The 17,074-nt window shown below is 51.3% G+C and carries 17 protein-coding genes; 10 read left to right on the top strand and 7 right to left on the bottom strand.

The window, feature by feature from the left end; genetic code table 11:
• Positions 1–138 precede the first annotated feature (138 nt).
• From VSP_RS18670 to VSP_RS39645, 10 genes are all read left to right on the top strand, one after another.
• A complete protein-coding gene (locus tag VSP_RS18670; protein ID WP_009962605.1) occupies positions 139–1,878 on the top strand; it encodes an RHS repeat protein in 1,740 nt (579 codons plus the stop codon).
• A gap of 25 nt (positions 1,879–1,903) precedes the next feature.
• A complete protein-coding gene (locus tag VSP_RS18665; protein ID WP_157210959.1) occupies positions 1,904–2,902 on the top strand; it encodes a hypothetical protein in 999 nt (332 codons plus the stop codon).
• Positions 2,903–2,925: 23 nt separating this feature from the next.
• A complete protein-coding gene (locus VSP_RS18660; protein WP_156345258.1) occupies positions 2,926–3,606 on the top strand; it encodes a hypothetical protein in 681 nt (226 codons plus the stop codon).
• Positions 3,607–4,429: 823 nt separating this feature from the next.
• Positions 4,430–4,984 carry a coiled-coil domain-containing protein gene (locus VSP_RS43095; protein ID WP_009962601.1) on the top strand — a complete coding sequence of 185 codons (555 nt, stop codon included), beginning with the start codon at positions 4,430–4,432 and terminating at the stop codon, positions 4,982–4,984.
• A 312-nt stretch (positions 4,985–5,296) separates the two neighbouring features.
• Positions 5,297–5,716, top strand: a complete 420-nt coding sequence (locus VSP_RS18645) for a hypothetical protein (RefSeq protein WP_157211247.1) — start codon at positions 5,297–5,299, stop codon at positions 5,714–5,716.
• A gap of 29 nt (positions 5,717–5,745) precedes the next feature.
• A complete protein-coding gene (locus tag VSP_RS42400; RefSeq protein WP_156345259.1) occupies positions 5,746–6,228 on the top strand; it encodes a hypothetical protein in 483 nt (160 codons plus the stop codon).
• Positions 6,207–7,001 carry an endonuclease/exonuclease/phosphatase family protein gene (locus tag VSP_RS18640; protein ID WP_232289494.1) on the top strand — a complete coding sequence of 265 codons (795 nt, stop codon included), beginning with the start codon at positions 6,207–6,209 and terminating at the stop codon, positions 6,999–7,001. Before VSP_RS42400 ends, VSP_RS18640 begins: the two co-directional genes overlap by 22 nt.
• A 562-nt stretch (positions 7,002–7,563) precedes the next feature.
• Complete coding sequence (locus tag VSP_RS18635; RefSeq protein ID WP_157210958.1) at positions 7,564–8,430, top strand: PD-(D/E)XK motif protein; 867 nt, start codon at positions 7,564–7,566, stop codon at positions 8,428–8,430.
• 1 nt (position 8,431) lies between these two features.
• A complete protein-coding gene (locus VSP_RS18630; protein WP_009962597.1) occupies positions 8,432–9,406 on the top strand; it encodes a hypothetical protein in 975 nt (324 codons plus the stop codon).
• A 42-nt stretch (positions 9,407–9,448) separates the two neighbouring features.
• Complete coding sequence (locus tag VSP_RS39645; protein WP_009962596.1) at positions 9,449–10,576, top strand: DUF7669 domain-containing protein; 1,128 nt, start codon at positions 9,449–9,451, stop codon at positions 10,574–10,576.
• Between the two features lie 42 nt (positions 10,577–10,618).
• Here the strand turns inward: VSP_RS39645 and VSP_RS18620 are convergent, their stop codons facing one another.
• The 7 genes from VSP_RS18620 to VSP_RS18580 form a co-directional block, all read right to left on the bottom strand.
• Positions 10,619–11,986, bottom strand: a complete 1,368-nt coding sequence (locus tag VSP_RS18620) for an ApeA N-terminal domain 1-containing protein (RefSeq protein ID WP_156345262.1) — start codon at positions 11,984–11,986, stop codon at positions 10,619–10,621.
• 16 nt (positions 11,987–12,002) lie between these two features.
• Positions 12,003–12,593 carry a hypothetical protein gene (locus VSP_RS18615; RefSeq protein WP_009962594.1) on the bottom strand — a complete coding sequence of 197 codons (591 nt, stop codon included), beginning with the start codon at positions 12,591–12,593 and terminating at the stop codon, positions 12,003–12,005.
• Positions 12,594–13,146: 553 nt separating this feature from the next.
• Positions 13,147–14,130 carry a M48 family metalloprotease gene (locus VSP_RS18600; RefSeq protein WP_009962591.1) on the bottom strand — a complete coding sequence of 328 codons (984 nt, stop codon included), beginning with the start codon at positions 14,128–14,130 and terminating at the stop codon, positions 13,147–13,149.
• Entirely contained in the window at positions 14,120–14,446 is a 327-nt protein-coding gene (locus tag VSP_RS18595; protein WP_009962589.1) for a hypothetical protein, read from the bottom strand. The genes VSP_RS18600 and VSP_RS18595 overlap by 11 nt, the downstream gene beginning before the upstream one ends.
• Before the next feature lie 405 nt (positions 14,447–14,851).
• Entirely contained in the window at positions 14,852–15,268 is a 417-nt protein-coding gene (locus tag VSP_RS18590; protein ID WP_009962588.1) for a hypothetical protein, read from the bottom strand.
• 480 nt (positions 15,269–15,748) lie between these two features.
• A complete protein-coding gene (locus VSP_RS18585; protein ID WP_009962587.1) occupies positions 15,749–16,351 on the bottom strand; it encodes a hypothetical protein in 603 nt (200 codons plus the stop codon).
• A gap of 146 nt (positions 16,352–16,497) precedes the next feature.
• The gene (locus VSP_RS18580; RefSeq protein ID WP_156345265.1) at positions 16,498–16,851 is read right to left on the bottom strand and encodes a hypothetical protein; all 354 of its coding nucleotides are present in this window, start codon (positions 16,849–16,851) and stop codon (positions 16,498–16,500) included.
• Positions 16,852–17,074 lie beyond the last annotated feature (223 nt).

Raw genomic sequence — 17,074 nt, 5'->3', positions numbered from 1 at the left:
TTACAGCAGTTCGGAGACAGGTGGGACCGCCGCTGCGGCTTGTGATTCGTCGACTACCAATCCACCTACAACAAGTTGGTAGGGGTTGCTGGTGAACAGGTGTAACGGTTGGTTGAAAAGCTTGGTCTCTTCGTCTGCATGAAAGGGAGTTTGCTCGTCCTGCTGGGGTTGTTTGTGTCTTCACTGGCGCATGCGGCAGTGCCGCCTGTGTTCAAGTACCTCAACAATGCTCTCTGGAGTGCTGATCGCCAGGGATGCTTCAGCAAGTGGTGGCTCTGTGACGAGAAGATCACGCTTGATGAGGCCACGGAGTTGCCGGTGCGGTTTTTGTTCAACAGCAAGCCACGTTATGTGTCAGATGGCTGCCTGGGATATGGTTGGTGGTTCCCGCTTTTGGAGAGCACAGTCACTCAGAGTGACGAAACTGAGGTGACGGTCCATTCGCCGGGCGGTTTCGTCTATCGCTTGTTCAGGGACCCCAAGAAGCCCGATGCGTATGATTCTCTGGATGCCGCCATAGCGGGCAAGTTGCTGCCAGGCGACGCATTTGAAGTGGTGGACAAGAAGGAAGGCTGGAAGTTTCGGTACCACAAAGGCCGGATTGTGGAGGCAACGACTCCCAAGGGTGACGAATTGAGGTGGGCCTACGATGGAACCAGAGTGGGCAAGATCAGCTCGAAAAAGAAGGGGGATCTGCTCACGGCCCGATACGGTCCGACCGGGCACTTGGAGAGGTTTGAACTTGTGCCCAACAAGTACTGGACGGAGTTCGGGTACACGGAGTTTCCTGTGATGGCGAAAGCTCTGGGGAAGGCGCTGCCCGTTCGCATGCTTCCCAGTGTCGGGTCAATCAAGGACAATCAGGACTACCAAGGCAAGATTGGCTACCGGCCTGATGAGGATGGTTTGCTGCAGGCGATGAGCCTGGAGGAACAGCTTGGCAAGGGAAAGCAGCATGACGAAACATTCAAATGGAACGTCGGAAGCGGAGCGATAGCATCTGATGGGAATCGCACGTACAACGTCGAGATCCCTGAGGGCGTTGCGGCCGGAGCGAGGGCGAAGATAGTCGCCACTGACCGTGACGGGAAGCGTGAGAGCTACTCCTATGATGAGAAGACCGGCATCTGGGAACATGGGTTGCCAGATGGATCGGTGAAGAGAACTTATTTTATGTTAACACCCGGGATGGGTTATGGGAAGGCCCGAAAGATAGAAACAATTGAAAAGGGTTCAACAGAGCCGAGACTTCTTGCGCTAGCAAGCTTTGACAATCAGGGGCGAACAATTAGGGAGAGAATTGCAGATGCTCTCGAAACTACGCAATATGGTGCTGGACTGAGCAGAGTTGTCACTAAGCGGGATGCGGGGGGCTCCAGTATACTGCAAGTCCTGAAGTACGACTCTCTTGGTCGTTTGGTAGAGAAGACTGAAAAGAACGAAACGCGAACCGACTACGTTTATGAAGGAGCTTCACCGTTATTGCACGAGCGAATTACACATTTGGCAAGTGGTCTGAAGCGCGAAATATTCGATGACCGTGGTGATGTGGTGAGATGTGAATACCCTGATGGAAGCGCCGAGGTTATGACCTATTTGAGTCGCGGACAACTTTCTCGACATGTGCTTAGAAGCGGTGCGATCCGTGAATTCAAGTATTCAGGATCTAAGCAGATAAGCCGTCTCCTAAACGGAAAGTTAACATGGAGTTTGATGCAGCACAGTCAGACGGGGGCTTTGTACGAGGTCAATTTTGGAAGCGACGGAATGGCGCGTTCCATATACGATACGGCATCGAAGCGACTCCTCGGATTCCGCGAATCGCGAATGTTTGCTCAATTGCTAGTTGCAGTTGAAGCGGAGGCGGTCAAAAAGTGAATTTGCCAGAGATCTTTTTCCACTTATGAGATGTTCACCTGCAATAATGGCTTTAATGTTGTGCGGTCTTTTATCCAGTGTGGTGGTCGCAGATGATGGTGCGGCACCCTCTGTGGATGTTGTTACCCCAGACTATTTTTGTGATACTGGTCGCGGCGTCGTCTTGAAGGGCACGACGGGGCAGGTGGTCAATTTCAAGGCGACGGGTGGCGCTCCTCATCTTCCAGAAGGAGACGACTGGGTGAAGGACGGCGAAGAATACTATCATTGGGACGTGCAAGAAGGTGATGGAACCGAACTTGTATTTCAGGAGGGATCGGAATTTGATGGTGAGGAGGGGAACTTGTCACGTGCGACTGATGGGCGACTCGCAGCCAATGTAGTAAAGCGTCAAAAGTGGAAACGCAGTTGTGAATCTAAAGAGATGGACTCAGATCCATTTGTTGTTGAGTTCAAAATACAAAAACCCGACAAATCAGACGATATCAATCCTGTTAATCATGAATATGGGACTAGGCCTAGCACCGGTACGCCTGTGCAGGGAATGTTGTTTACCATGAACATCTGGGATACAGAAGGGGAAAATTTATGTTTAACAGATGATGACATGGATAACTTCAAGCTGCACGAGACCGCCAAAGTTTCGCAAAGTGCGATAATACTGAAACGAGCGGGTTCTGCCGATTATACAGTGCAAGGATCTCAGACGGGCAGCATTCCCAAGTGGCAACTAATGGAGGTATATCCTGATGTAAATTCTGGGGGGGTGGCAAAGGGGGACTTTATCTGTATTGACATCATTGGCCGGATGTCCATTGATGTCGTCGCTGCTGCTGCTCCAGATGGTTCCACCGGGCACATAACGTTATCAAGTACAGAGCACACGTATGCCCTTGATGATGGAAACGGAAACAAATTTGAACTGTCGACCGATACTCCAAAGCGCACAGCGGTCCTTGTTGTCAAGAAAACAGCTGGGACGTGGGACCTCGACTCTGCAAACTGCTCTGCGAGTAACGGATAGCCAACTCAAACTACTTGTAGTCTATGTCTAACCTTGGAAGCTATCGTAGTTTGTCAGCTTTTATTCTGCCATTGGCTGTTGCAATTTGCTTTAGCCTGAGGTGGCAGGTTGGTGCCGCAGATGTGGGTTTGGATGTGCTGGCAAGTGCACTGCGAAAAATGGGAGTTCCTCTTGTGATTCATTTGGAGTATCCAAATGTTGAAGAAACTTCTAGGAAGAATTACGGAATGCTAATCGACGAACATGCGCTCGCGTCAATCTTAGAAGGCGGACGGGCCAGTCATGAAGAATTGGTAAAAAAAATCAACAGTTCACTTGGCGAGAAAGGATTGGTGGCCCTGTTGCGTAAAAATCGAGTTTGGATTGTGCGAAAAGGATCGCGATGTGACGATTTGCTAATGGCATCGAAAGTTCACGTCAAAGTGTCAAAATCGTATGCGTTATCTGAACTCATGCTGGAAATGTCGAGGCAAACAGAATGCAAAATTTTCGCAGGATTGTCTAGCTTTGATCCAACCGGCACAGTTAAGATGGAACTAAAGCCTGGTAATTATGATGTTGGGGAGATTCTAGAAATCGCCGATATACAGAACTCAAAAATCAGAGGTTGGTTGATTAAGTCGTGGGTGTCAACTGACAATGGTGTGTCGCAACTTTCGTACAACATCTATTCAATGGTCGATGGTGTGGTGTTTCCTGAGTGAGTTCTAACCAGCACTCTCTGCAAATTTCGACGCAATCCTGCAACTATCGGGTTTCGCGTAAGCGTGATGCCCAGAGCATTATGATCTCGTTGGCATCATTGACGTCGAGGTTTCAAAAGATATGACGCCTACGAGGACGACGTCATTGGTTTTGAAACAGGACGGGTTGGGGCGTGTGCAGCCCGTGATGAACAAGTTGGATTGCCGCCTAGGGCCACTTCAGAAGACCTGAAGGGTTGGGGTAAGCTTTGTCGAAGGCTTGAACGGCGTTCTTAAATGGGGATGGCGTGGTTTTGATTGAGGAATCGCCATAGGGCAAGTGGGTGGCGAACTGTTTGGGGAGAATGTTGCGCCAAATTCTCCATACAAAAACATCGTGCATTGTTTTCATGCTCGTTCTCTGTATCAGGACAAGCATCTTGAGTTATGCGTTGTAAAAACATTTGTACCGTTCGGCGACGTTCGAGTTTAATTGAGACATGGCGGCAACTATGAAAAGTTTGTCCGTGGGATGAGAGGTGATGAGTTTGTTGAGCTCAAGCGCCGGTGCTGTTTCAGTTCTTGCGCGATCTGTCATGCCGAGTTCCTCTGAAGCTGCTGTTGCTCCGGGCAAAGCCGAAAGGAGCAGGAGAGCAATCAATAGAAAAGAGGAGTGTCCAAACCGTGCCGATCCTCTGTAGGGGGCTGCCGAGGTTCCAATTCCGCAACTTTGGAGATGGAAAGGGTGGAGAGTTGAGGGTGGCATAATGAGTATTTGGAAAAAATAGGCACTTGTTTCTAGGGTGCCACATGCCAAAATGCAGGGTTCAAACTGAATTCTGCAATGAAACCCTACCTGTTCCACCTCTTGGTCTTAGTTCTCCTGGCATTTCCGGGGTTCGCTGGCCAGGAGACTATGGATCTGCTCCTCAACGACGGAAGCAAGATCAAGGGAAGGGTGATGTCGGTGACGGCCTCTGAAGTGACCGTGATGAGCGATTTTGGGGTTCTCCGGCTGGATCTGCAAAAGCTAACCGCAGATACCAGGGCGAAGCTCTCAGAGACCAGTAAACCTGATTCGGCGGCCCTTCTTCAGCGGATAGTGGAACTGGAGGCCAAGGTGAGCCAGTTGCAGCAGGAGAACGAACAGCTTCGCAGAGGTGCTCTTGCTGTCTCCACTCCTGCTAGGACCCCTGCGTACACCCCTTCGCCGGCAACGGGAATACGGAGCCTGTCGCCCGGATCCGGCTCAGGAGCTTCTTCATCAGAGGCACCAGCTGCATCGAGATGGACCATCAGCTCTACAGGGAAACGTCACAACTCGGGATGCCGCTACTATGGATCAGGCCGTTCATGTGGTCCAGGTGACGGCGTTGCATGTAAAATCTGCGGTGGCTGAGGTCGATAAGGGAGTTGGAAGCTCATTGAATGTCACGTGGCTAGACGATCACAGAACCCATTTCGAATTTTTGGATTCACGCGTAGATCTCGTTCGCGCAAGGGTTCGGCGGGTGGCTGTTCAGTCCTCCTGTTACTCTTCATCGGGATTGTGGTGGGGAAGTGTGCCCCAGAGAAGACGCAGTCAAATCCGTCGGTAGCATCATCGGCGGGTGCGTTTTTGCCGCGACATGAACCAGCAGTACAAAGAGTTGAGCCGACAGGGCTAGATCCTCTCCGTCCTCCAACTTTCCCTGTGACGGAGCAAGCAGATGTGGGGCCCGACGTCAGCAAAGTTTACAGCACGCTGGAACTGGAAAAGAGGGGGTTTGTTCGTTCGATTGCGGTTGCGGAGGGCGGGGGCAACTATTGGATGGCTCGCAGCACTCAGGCAGACCGCGAGTACAGCGTGACCTTTAGATCATCGTCCCAACAGAAGGTTCAGCGCATAGATGCGGAACTCGTCATGTCAGCTCCGGGAAAGATCGACGAGCTTGCCAAGAATTTCTACCAGCATGTTGTGGGCATTAGTGCTGACATGCCCGAAGTGCAGGAGGCAAGGGCATGGCTTCAATCGGAGGCGGGGATGGTGGGTGAAAAGCAGTTCGGCAGACTGCGTTGCAAGACTGAGGCGCCAACCCAGTTTTACCGTCGGCTGAGTATTGCTTTGGTGCCGCCCTCACTTTCTTTCTGACCAAGGAGTCACCCTCAATGTTGAAATCCATGAATACACTCCTCGGTTCGCTCATGCTGCTGGCATTCTGCACCTGTCTGGGTGCTAAGGATCTGCACCTTGTTGATGGAAGGGTGTTTCCTGCTGTCGCGATCAACTGGGATGCCAATGGCCAACTGAAGGTGATCCACGGAAGTGGGGTGATTTCGATTTCACCTGCTTTGTTGTCAGAAGCCGACAGGATCGAGTTCAATCTCAAATACCCCAAACCGGCACCAGTCATTGCCGACAACCCGGCATCGCAATTCTCTGGGACCGCTACGTCGACCTCGAGTGCCACGACATCGGCATCTGGAATGCAACGGCTGTCTTCCAGTTCCGAAACAGGGACTTCTCCTGTGGAGACTCAATCCACCTCAAGATGGACCATCAGTTCTACTGGGAAACGCCACAACTCAAATTGTCGCTACTATGGGCGCGGTAGCTCTTGTGGACCAACGGCCGGTATTGCATGCAAAATATGTGGCGGTTGATCTTCCTCGGGCTGCTTGTGGCCATTTCCACACCTGGCTATGCCTCAGAGGTGGTCAGGCTGGTCACTTGGAATCTGAAGTGGTTTCCTGGTGAGAGGCCCAACGCTACCCAAGATGAGAAGGATCGGCACTTTCTAGAGGTTGCGGCCGTCATGCCACAGTTTCGAGCCGATGTTCTGGTTCTGCAGGAGGTTCGGGATCAAGACTCGGCTGAGAAGTTGGCAAAGCTAATGCCAGGTTTCCAAGTTCATGTCGTGAGCCGGTTCAAAGACGAGGTGGGTGGTGCAGTCGGTCTTCAACAAATTGCGATCATGTCCCGATTTGCTGCTGATGGTGCGTGGGCTGAATCTTGGAAGAGAGGATGGGCCAACGCGCCGCGAGGATATGCGTATGCGAAGCTGATCGTGGAAGGTCGTCCTCTTCACGTCTACGGGCTCCATCTGAAGAGCAACCTGGGGGATCCGATCAAGAACACATCCAAGAGGGAAGACGCCGTAGAGCAGCTTCTAGGGCACATTAAAGACCAATGCAAAGCGGGTGAACCGATTGTGGTAGTCGGCGACTTCAACACTTCAAAGGAGCAGGTCAACTTGGCGGGGGACCGCACTTTGTTGAAGTTGGAAGAACAGGTGTCACCGGGCACTTCAAAACCGGCCACCGATGGGCGGAATAGACCGGCCAGGCAAATCTACATAACTCGCGCTGGCCATTTGAACATTACCCTTTTAAACACTTCTCTGTCAACGAGTTGTGAGATGGGTTTAAAAGGGTAATGTTCACTTGCGCCAAATTGGGTGGTACACTCAATGTGCCCATCGGTGGCCGGATATTAGTGCCCGCTGACAGAACAGGGGTTCTTCTGGACATTCGAAGGGGTGCCGCTGAAGGACAGGATCACCATTCCTGGGGGCGGTCGATACCCAGACGCCTGCTTCGATCACATCTACACCCGAGATCTTGGAAGACCCGTCACTTCAGTTTTGAAAGACACACCTGGGAGTGATCATTTTCCGGTGGTTGTGGTGCTTCCCATGCACCAACAGAGATAGATCAATGATTGAGATGAAAACTGCTTTTGACAAAGTGGGGGAGACGCAACCTGTCACGCGTGAAGAGGTTGAACGGCGGTTGGAGCAAATACGGGAGAAGCAGATCGCCACCAAGAGGCCGGTAAATCCTCAGGACTATACGGAGTTGTCACAGGTGCGGAGCCGAAGTTGCATCCTTCACTGCGGATTCAACCACAAATTGCAGACATTCACTTGCTATTGTGTGATCAAGGGAGGTGTAGATCGGTCAGTCTGGAGGCGAACTAGGAAAAATGGGCTCTTGTCCATGTTCATTCAAGACGAGTTTGACACGGCGAGCGTAACCGTGAAACGGTGTCTTGTTATTAGACAAAGTGATAAGAGCGATTGGACCGTTTTTATTCGCATTGTCGGAAGGGCGATCGAAATGACCGACGCTAGTGTGGAGCTTGCGGTTGTTGAATGGCAACGACTGTATGGGAACCTCAAATTCTGTGCAGGGATAGATGCAGAACCGTTGTCCAGAGCGGCTGCCGTTGGGCTAGTTGCGGAGCTGAAGTTCATGAAGGAGTGTCGCAAGAGGTCTCTTGGAACATCATGGGCAGCATTGATGAGAGTGTGGAAGGGGCCGTTGGGCGCTGCCCAAGACTTCGATTTCGGGCAGGTACGTGTTGAAGTGAAGTCGAGTGCCGCGAAAAATCCAACAAAGATCCGCATATCGAGTCTTCAACAGCTGGATTTTGCAGGAGGAGTTCTCTTCTTGGCATTCCGCGGTTTTCCCGAGCTGGACGAAGGTGATTCGCTAGAGCAGAGTGCGGGCGAGAAGATTGTCAGGCTCTGTGACCTTATAGAGGAGATTAAGGAGGATATGAAGAGCGAACGCCATGCTACAGCAGAATACGAAGACAGGTTGCGAATGCTTGGCATTAGATCCGATGCTCGGAGCTTGCAGCCCCAAGCAAAAACCCAATTCAGGGTTATGGGAGATTGGACATATTATGCCGTTTCTGGCGGTGTTCTTAACAGGGTAAGAGAATTTCCGAGGTTGACATCGGAAAAGCTCCGGCTTCCGGAGGGTATCGAGGAGCTATCGTATTCGATTCTGAAAGGCAGCATATCGGCATTTGAAATTGGGGAAGATGAGTTCTGGAGTGGAATAGAAAACGCGCTGTAGCATGACCATCAACGGAATCATTCGATCGCTGACCGTCGCTCACAACAGGGGTGTGCGCCAGGCAGCCTATGAACAGAAGCTTGCGAGGAAACGTGCCGATCTGGGCCAAGCTGCCGCCGAGGTTGAAGACTACAATGATCTGATCGAGTTCCTCACGGGGGTCGGTAGAGACTGCGGAGAGTCCATCAATTGGGTGCAAGAGCTAAGCAGGCCTGAACCCATGGCGCCCGAGCTCCAGGATGCTCGTGAGACTTTTGCCACGAGAGAGTTCACGTCCTACGTGCCCTCTTTCATCGAAAAGACCTTCGGTTCGCCTCACCAGAAGAAGCAGCAACTGGCTCAGGCCGTTGAAGAAGCTCGTGCTGCCGACTACAGGGACTACACAGAAGCACACGGGCGCTATACTCAGGAGTGGAATGCATGGAGGGAGAGGAAAGAGCTGGCTGAAAGAGTAAATGCCGGCGATCTGGTGGTCTACGAAGAGGTTCTGAAGGAGATCGGTCCCTTCGCCAGCCTGAAAAACATCGCTAGTGGTTTCAGATTCTGGTTCGCTGACCAGTATCGAGGGGGTGTGGAGGTGGATGTAAAAGGGGAGCAGGTGGTCCCCGACGAGATAAAGCTGCTGACCTCTACTGGGAAACTCACGAAGAAGGCCATGCCAGTGACGAGGAAATGGGAGATCTACCAGGACTACGTCTGTGGCTGCATGTTTCGTGGTGCCAGGGAGATCTTCAGTCTTCTGCCAGTGCGCTTTCTGGTTACGTCAGCTCACTGTGTCTTGGTGAACCCAGCTAACGGCAGGTATGAGCGAATGTGCCTGGGATCGTTCGCTATCCATCGAGATTCTTTGAATCACATCGACTTTCGCCATGTGGACTTCTCTGAGGCGGCGAAAAGCTTTGTGCATACCATGAACTTCTCCAAGAGGACGGGATTCGAGCCGGTGGAGGCTTTGGACCTGGATAGGTTTGATTGAGATTGTCGTTAGGGGCTGTAAGAATTTGTGATAATCACCAAAATGGCGATGGAAATTGATATCGTGAATGTATTGGAGCGTCTGTCAGTGCGGCGACCGATTCTTCATTCGGAGGCTGACTTTCAGCACGCTCTAGCGTGGGAGTTGAAGACGTTATATCCAGAAATCGAGGTGCGGCTTGAAATTCCTGAGTCTTTCAAGGAGGCCAGAGCATTCGTTGACATGATCGTCTATATGGCTGGCAAGCCCATTTTCATTGAACTGAAGTACAAGACTGCACCATTGTGTGCGGTTCACAACGGAGAGGGATACACCCTTAAGCGGCAGGGTGCTTCCGACCAAGGCTCCTATGACTTTCTTAAGGACGTGTCGAGAATTGAAGAGTTTACGAAGCGGACTCCTGGTAGTGAGGGCTTTGCAATCATCCTGACCAACGACGAGACGTACTGGAACGACGTGAACTCCAGGGTAACCATCGATCGCGAGTTCAGGCTTTATGATGGGCGCGTTCTAACCGGAAAATTGCAGTGGCAATCCTACGCTGGAACTGGAAGCGTTGTCGGTAGGGAAGCCCCTATCACAATCAGCGGCGGCTACCCGTTGTCGTGGAAATGGTACTCGAACCTTCACTCTGAGCGGTATGGCAATTTCCGATTTCTTTGCGTGAATGTTTCTCCCGCGGGTGGAGAAAGTGCTGATGTAGTGCCTGAGGCCGTGGCTTCTCTAAAGGAGACTTGTGCGGTGGTGGTCAACACCCAGGTCCCGCACAGCCAAGCGAGCTCGAAAGAGAGGTATGTGCCCAACTGGAAGCTCATCTTGGATTGCTTAAACCAAATAGGTGGAGTTGGGACGGTGAAAGAAATTGAGGCTGCTTTTGCAGAAAGGCACCCGGACAGGAAGGTTGTCAATGTTCGGCCAGATCTTGCCTTGTTGACAGTAAACTCTCAAAGCCGAGTGCACTACAGTGGAGGAAAGCTTGAAAGGCGGACAGATACGGGAAATGTTTTCGACAGAATCTACCGGCGGGATGATGGTAAGCACGAATTTTACGATCCCAAGGCGCACGGTGTGTGGGAGATCTACAAGAGTGGTCCAGAACAGAGGCTTGCGGTCAGAATGGTCTCATCCACCAACGCTGGTGCGTTGAAGGGAGTGGAGTTGTCAAGTTAATGGGTTGAGCTACGATTGTTAGTTGCTCACGGATCTTGTTCACTACTTGAACTCTACGAAGTGACCTTGCCAGCGTGGGGACCACACATTTGAGATGCAATTGTCTGGTATGGCAATCTCCTTCATGATCGCCGCTTCCAGGATGAATCGCAGCTTGTCAGTCATTACAATGAGGAGAATGTCGTCCAAAACTTCGGGATCGTCATCAGGCGTTGGTTTTCCGTGGTGGGTCCAATAGTTTCGAGTCTTGTGGAGTTGATCGGTAAATGCCTTGCGAGGGCCAAGATAGTCCTGAAGTTCAGTTGGTGATCGTAGATAGGCTTCCTTTGCCGCCTGCTTCATTGGGACGTCTTGGTGTCCCGTCCGGGCTCGGTGCAGAGCTTCGATTGCCTGTGCGAGAAAAAGGAACGACTCGTTCATGTACAATTCGCGCGGCGTTGTCACAGCAAAGAACCTGTGGAGAACAGCATGCCATGGTTCCGCAATTCTCTGCCAGCTTCTTACAATCTCGGGAAACTGTGGCTCAATGTCAGAAAAGTTGAAGTGAAATCGCCTGTCGGCCTTGGGATGTTCGACCTCGGGAGAGTGGCTCCTCGCGATCCAGGTGGGAAGTCCGCGTAGCTGATCCTCCTTGAAGAAGTAGGTGTGGTCCTTCCGAAGCAAACGGAGCTCAACGAGGTCTGCAGCGGTTCGCATTGCAAGGCTGAAGAATTTACGCCAGCTTTGAATAACCTCCTTGGTTTGATCCCAGGTCCGCGGCGAATCAAATTGTAGGCAGAGGTAGCTCCACGAGCGAAAAGTCTGTTCTGTGGCTTTGCTCGACGCACCCCAGACGAAATCTAAGGAGCTCTTCGCGTAGTTTGGCAGATTGAGTGGGAGTGCAGTTTCTTTTGAAATCGGAATCTTTATGTACCGCTCGTCGTCTGTCTTCCTATCGCCGATATTTTGGTATTGTCCCAGCCTGTCGTGCCCTAACCATTCTTCCTGATGGTCGAATCTCACTTCAAGACCGTCGAAGAGTAGATCGTCGGAAGGGAGGCTGCGTCCGAAGATCACAGTTTGACAATTGTAGCTGTGACCAACTTTTGCTAGTGTAGAGTTTGAGTGAGAGGAGTGACAGTTCAAGAGCGTGAGCCTCTGGCCTTGATCATCTTCTCCATGTAGAACCTTGCATGCATCAGCAAACCATGATCGGTGCGCTGATTGAACGGAGTTCTCAGGGGTTTTGGGAGGGGCAGAAGGTCTGAACGGATCGTCTCCTTCGTCTTGAAACATGGAAATTTCAAGAAGTGCTTCCTGTCCCTTCTTCAGGTACAAGACGCCTGGTGCTTTGCAATCTTGCCTTCCAGCTACCCAGAACCTGCCATTAATCGGCTCTTGGTCTTCAGTAAAGCGTAAGTCGTCTGACATGGTGAGTGGAGTAAGCTCAGTTCCTCTTGAGGCGATCAACAAGCCCGTTTGCGTAAATCAATGCAGGAATGCCGAGAGCCAACATTTCCAGGTAGAGCCAGGGCGTGTGCTTGGCCTGGAAGTTGATCATCACCGCTTTTGCCATGCTCTCACCCATTGCATCGAAAGCGGATCCTGTTTTCGTTGTGGCGGGGCCAGGCTCATTCATGGCCTCTTTCAGCTTCTCGGCTGCAGGGAAGCCGATGCTCGCTTGGGTGATCAACAATAGTAGGCCAATCGTGCATACAAGTCCGATATTCCTCTGGTCAACTGTCCCGGTGCGTACGCTCACAAGGGTTGCAATAAATGCCGCGAGGACGAGAACTAAAACAAGGGCGATCAGAAACGAGAAGCCCATCGATTCTTCGGTGGAGTAGGTGCGATTGGCAGAATTTTCACGGTCTTTTGCCATGGATTCCAGCTCTGGGGAGGGGGAGCCGCCGCCGTAGATAACCTGAATGCCCGTCTGAGTTGCGAGACTTTGACCGCTGCATTGAAGGTCTACCCAGGGCAGGAAAAAAAGGGCGAGTGCGGCAGAGGTGCTGGCAAGGTTGATCTTCTGAATCATTCCCCAGTCTTGATCACGTTCAACAGATCTCAACGGAAATTGAAGATGTGTGCAATAAACAGGTCGGGAGGCTTCTTTTTGACCCAATCTACCGTAGGAGTTTGCCGTGGTTGTCGCCCCAGCGGGTGAACTGGTCGACCTGTCTCATTGACGTTCCAGTGAGTAGTGAAGGTGATAGAGTGATGCATGAACATCACGGACCAGGTGTTTGAAGCCTACATTCACCGCAAAACAAAGGCATTCCTCTTCGTACGCGGTCAGGTCGGATTTTGATCAGACTATCAACAATGGTCGGCCTCGGCGCGGCCGGACTGCCCGCTGGAGGCTATCAGTGATCTTCAGAGAAAAGGCATTCGACCATTCATTCAGGGACAAGATTGGTCAGCTTGGCTTCCTCATCGCATGATGAATCAGCTTTGGTCGCGAATTTCGTAGTGTCCTCTCGTGCGATGGAGTCCACAATGCAGTCCATTGAGATCGGGGGCTCGGGAAATGACGTTGTGGAGAATCTTTCCAGCATCGGTACCCGCTGCTTGGGCAGAGGGGGATTCAATCAGAGCGGTATAAAGTCATCTAAAGCTTCCCTTAGGTATCCATACACGTCATCTGAGTCATCAATTTGGAAAGTTGAAATGAGGGACTGTCGGCGTTGCGCCAATGGAGGGTGTGTATATCCAGCACCGTCCAAAAAAGGTAAGCCTTTGAACTGGCTGGCCTTTTGCTCGATTCGTGAGCAAATGTCAAAAAGAAGCAACGGAGCAAAGGGGAATGAATAACTGAAGTGGTGCAGTGGGTCGATCTGTGGACCACCCTTAAGCATTCTATCCAAGATCTGATATCCAAATGCGTCGGCTGCGAGTTCTTCGTGCCATTGATTCTTGTCGAAGGAGAGTGTCAGAGCGGTCCCGTTGTTGAGGCAGTTCTTCTCAGTGATTTGGGCGGAGTGTTTCAGTGCGTGATGGCCTAGTTCGTGCCCGAGCATGAAGGTTCTCATTGCTTGAAAGAGAAATCCTCCTGCCTCGGTATTCTCGTAGTTGCCTCCCAGGATGCGTGCTATGGAGGACTGGTCAGGTACACTGTACGAGAGGCGTCTGACGTACCCTCGATGCAGGCAATCACTAATCTCTAGCTTTAGTGCTTCCGATGTGGCGCTCTCGAAGTCCGTATATGCTACGTGCACCAGAACGTTTGAAAGTAGGAAGAGAAACTGTAAGAACGCATCGTCTACTAGCACGATGTATCCGTCGGAGGTTGTTTTGGCAGCCAGATTGTAGCTGCTTGTAACGAAGGGGCAGTATTCGACCTTTAGGTCAGTTCCGGTGAGCGCTTGGGCGGCCTTAAGCAACTCGGTGAAGAAGCCTTTCTCAATCTCTTGAACTCGGGATGAGATTTGAATGACGTCAGGTCTTTGACTGGGATCGGATTCCCATTGCTTCCAGAGACCTGATGCGAGATTGACCGACTCTTGCGAAGGATGCATCAACTTGTAACATTTGCGATACCAGTTGAGCCAGTATTCTGTAGAGTCATCGTTCATGTTCGATGATGATCTCGATGTCCTTCAAGCTAGTTTCCACCGTGATGATGACTTCTTGATTGATCACAACTTCCTTCGCTTGCTTGGACTGCAAAAGATTGTAGATGTAGCTGGAAATGATGCCGACGGCGATGTTTGTACCTTGTTCAACGAAGAACGTTAGGACGTCGTTGGCGCTGAAGTTGCGGCTGTCGAAATCGGGGGAAGGAATGACCATTAACCCTTCGTCCGTCTGTGCTTGGGTAGTGCCGTCAGACGCTTTGAACAGTCGTGGCGGAATGAAAGAGGAGTTGATGTGAAGGTCCAAGCGGAGCATGAGGGGAACTTGTCGCCGAATATTTTATGTGTTCAAGTTTTTTGCAGTACGTAGTTGCAGGTCGAGTGGGGGGATTGTGTGCTCTTGGGAGTTGGGGCCATTTCAGCGGGAGCAGGATGGCGTATGCAGTTTGTGTGGCCTAGCGCATGGTAGCTATCCGACAAGTATTGACGGTTTGCACCTTGGAGAGAGCTCGGCGGCATCAAGTTCGTGCAAGACCATTTTTAAAATGAAATGTTGGTAAACTACCCGTACAAGTCTTTTGAGCTACCGTGCCTTCCGAACCTCTATAGAATGGACACTGGAGCGTGTTTGAGTCAGTCTTCAAGGAACTGTTTTAGCGCGGCGCATTTTCAGGAATGTTGCCACCTCCCGCAGAAAGAATCACTGGCGGGAGATGAGCGGTTAGTCCTTCAGGCAGTTTCTTGGGAGCGTACCTGGTGGATGAACTGAACGAATGATTGAATGGTAGAGGAAGAAGTCGTCCCCGCAGTAGGGGGAGATCTCCAGATCCACTTCTGTACCCGGGTTGGCTTGGAGGTAGATGAGGGCAAATGCGAGGTCATCCGATGTTTCGATAGAGAAGTCCACGAGCGCGCCAATTTCCTTGTACAGAGTGGGGTGATTCCGAGCGTATGATCGATACAAAGTGCGAGCAGATGCAATTCGACCAATCGGGATGGTGAATTGCAGGAATATCTGATCCAAGCAATCGGCATTGATGCGCGTGAAGCATCCTTCGAGTGTTGCAGTGTAGAACCCCTCTGGAAGGAACTTGGGGTATTTCTTGAGAGTGGACTTGATCTCGTTGGTGGTGTCCATTATTTGAGGTATTGATGGGTGAGATTCTTGCAAATTGTGTGAATCTTCACAAATGGCTTCTGGTGCGTTTGAGGCGGCTCCCGAGTATGGATGCGGCGGACACGTGATCTAAATGCATCACAGGTGCCTCTATGAATTATTGTGGGCCAATCCCTCCGTGTTGCGTGATGCTCTGACTAGATGAGGGAGTGGTTGATCAGGGCTGACTTCCGTAGAGGGATGTTGACTACGCAAGATTGGAACAGTCTGGGGGAGCGAGTGACCTGCCGGTGAGAACAATCTGAACCGAGGCTGTGAAGCGCTACTCTGACGGTCGTTGCTCCGTGTGTGGGTTACAAGATAAGCTGACCTGAGACTGATGCTGCAGAATGCCACAAGCTTCTTTTTAAACGCATCGTCAACGTCCTTTTAGTACACTGACGAAGACGGCGATGACTCTGCATGCCTAATTCTATAAAGCTTGCAGAGTCACCTGCTGATTCACGATTCTCGGTGATCTTCCATTCTGGGATCCGCGGTTTCACTGTGTCGCCAAGACTTCTCCCGCCATTCTGGGTCGTTGAGGAGTTCACCGATCGCGTTATTCAGGCGTTTGCATCGGCTGTCGAGTGTCTGCTTCGCGCCATCGGGAACGCACTCGCGGTTAATTGTTACTGTGCCGTTCTTCTTCCAACGCAGTCGGTCGTCGTCTTGGCCATTTCGGATCTTGTTGGCGAGTTCAAGGGCAAGCGGTTTGTGATCCCAGCGTTTGGCCTGAGCATGTTTCTGCCGGTTGCCCATTTTGACAATTTTCGCTGCCACGATTTCCGTATTCACTTCCCAATATTGTAGATCGGCACGAGTGGAACCGTTCATGAGGCGGGCGTGGCGTTCGATGATGAAAGAGAGGATCGGAGGGTGCCATTCCAAGTTCTCCAGGCGGTCAGGGAGAACTTTGTCGCCGCGCATGGCTCCTTCGTCTGAGCCTCCGAAATGAAACCAAGCGTCGCCCAAGAGCGAGATGACTTCTGAGGATTCAACTTTGCCTGGCGACACTTTGGCCAAGGTCTCGGATAAGCAGTTGATGCTGGGGTGGTGTTGCATTGGTGTGCGTGATTGATGTCGTGTAGGATTACGGCGATCGACGAAAGTCTCCAGTGTCGAGCGACGAAATTTAAACGAAAAAGCCCGCATGTATCGATCCCGTAGGATAAACACATGCGGGCCTTCGCCTTGATCGAGGTTGCGGACTATGCTGCCAGCGGAGGATCCGGGAATCCGTCAGTCAGTTCACCGCGTTTTGCAATCCTGGCTGCCCGGCAAAACGGGCTTTCGTATGCGTTGTTCAGCAAGTGTACGACTTCCACATCCACATCAATTCCGGTCAAGGATACCAGGAATTCGGGCATGAGTTCACCGTTCATATTGAAGACCTTCGCCACGGCCTCCTCGCCGGCCAGTCTGCTGAAGTCATCGACAAACATGTTGAGTTCACGATGATCGTAGGTTTCCCTAACCTGGTAGACCTTGAATGGATGCACCAGCGACGTGATCTGAAAAATGACGCGAATGATACTTCCGTTCTTTCCTTCATGCTTTTGCACGAGATTGACATCTACCACTCGCGCTTGGTGGGTTCCTTTTGGGCAAACCCATTCCACTTTTTTATTTATCCTCATTTTTGTCCTTTTCTGACACGAGGTGTTTCCTCTTGTTATTGTTATATGCTGGACTGTCTGCGGTTACCCTGACGACTTTCATTAGTTTGAGGTTCTGAATGCCTGAGCGTGTTTTTCACGAATCGGCACCACAGACAAAAATCCTGCA

Origin of the sequence: Verrucomicrobium spinosum DSM 4136 = JCM 18804, assembly GCF_000172155.1 — a bacterium.
Taxonomy (GTDB): Bacteria; Verrucomicrobiota; Verrucomicrobiia; order Verrucomicrobiales; family Verrucomicrobiaceae; genus Verrucomicrobium; species Verrucomicrobium spinosum.
The sequence above is the reverse complement of the archived record's forward strand: the minus strand, read 5'-3'. Positions and strand labels throughout refer to the sequence as shown.

What these genes read in the sequence shown, in the direction of transcription:
- VSP_RS18670 (WP_009962605.1), top strand. Translation starts at nt 139, where the DNA reads ATGAAAGGGAGTTTGCTCGTCCTGCTGGGGTTGTTTGTGTCTTCACTG.
- VSP_RS18665 (WP_157210959.1), top strand. Translation starts at nt 1,904, where the DNA reads ATGAGATGTTCACCTGCAATAATGGCTTTAATGTTGTGCGGTCTTTTA.
- VSP_RS18660 (WP_156345258.1), top strand. Translation starts at nt 2,926, where the DNA reads ATGTCTAACCTTGGAAGCTATCGTAGTTTGTCAGCTTTTATTCTGCCA.
- VSP_RS43095 (WP_009962601.1), top strand. Translation starts at nt 4,430, where the DNA reads ATGAAACCCTACCTGTTCCACCTCTTGGTCTTAGTTCTCCTGGCATTT.
- VSP_RS42400 (WP_156345259.1), top strand. Translation starts at nt 5,746, where the DNA reads ATGAATACACTCCTCGGTTCGCTCATGCTGCTGGCATTCTGCACCTGT.
- VSP_RS18640 (WP_232289494.1), top strand. Translation starts at nt 6,207, where the DNA reads ATGCAAAATATGTGGCGGTTGATCTTCCTCGGGCTGCTTGTGGCCATT.
- VSP_RS18635 (WP_157210958.1), top strand. Translation starts at nt 7,564, where the DNA reads ATGTTCATTCAAGACGAGTTTGACACGGCGAGCGTAACCGTGAAACGG.
- VSP_RS18630 (WP_009962597.1), top strand. Translation starts at nt 8,432, where the DNA reads ATGACCATCAACGGAATCATTCGATCGCTGACCGTCGCTCACAACAGG.
- VSP_RS39645 (WP_009962596.1), top strand. Translation starts at nt 9,449, where the DNA reads ATGGCGATGGAAATTGATATCGTGAATGTATTGGAGCGTCTGTCAGTG.
- VSP_RS18620 (WP_156345262.1), bottom strand. Translation starts at nt 11,986, where the DNA reads ATGTCAGACGACTTACGCTTTACTGAAGACCAAGAGCCGATTAATGGC.
- VSP_RS18615 (WP_009962594.1), bottom strand. Translation starts at nt 12,593, where the DNA reads ATGATTCAGAAGATCAACCTTGCCAGCACCTCTGCCGCACTCGCCCTT.
- VSP_RS18600 (WP_009962591.1), bottom strand. Translation starts at nt 14,130, where the DNA reads ATGAACGATGACTCTACAGAATACTGGCTCAACTGGTATCGCAAATGT.
- VSP_RS18595 (WP_009962589.1), bottom strand. Translation starts at nt 14,446, where the DNA reads ATGCTCCGCTTGGACCTTCACATCAACTCCTCTTTCATTCCGCCACGA.
- VSP_RS18590 (WP_009962588.1), bottom strand. Translation starts at nt 15,268, where the DNA reads ATGGACACCACCAACGAGATCAAGTCCACTCTCAAGAAATACCCCAAG.
- VSP_RS18585 (WP_009962587.1), bottom strand. Translation starts at nt 16,351, where the DNA reads ATGCAACACCACCCCAGCATCAACTGCTTATCCGAGACCTTGGCCAAA.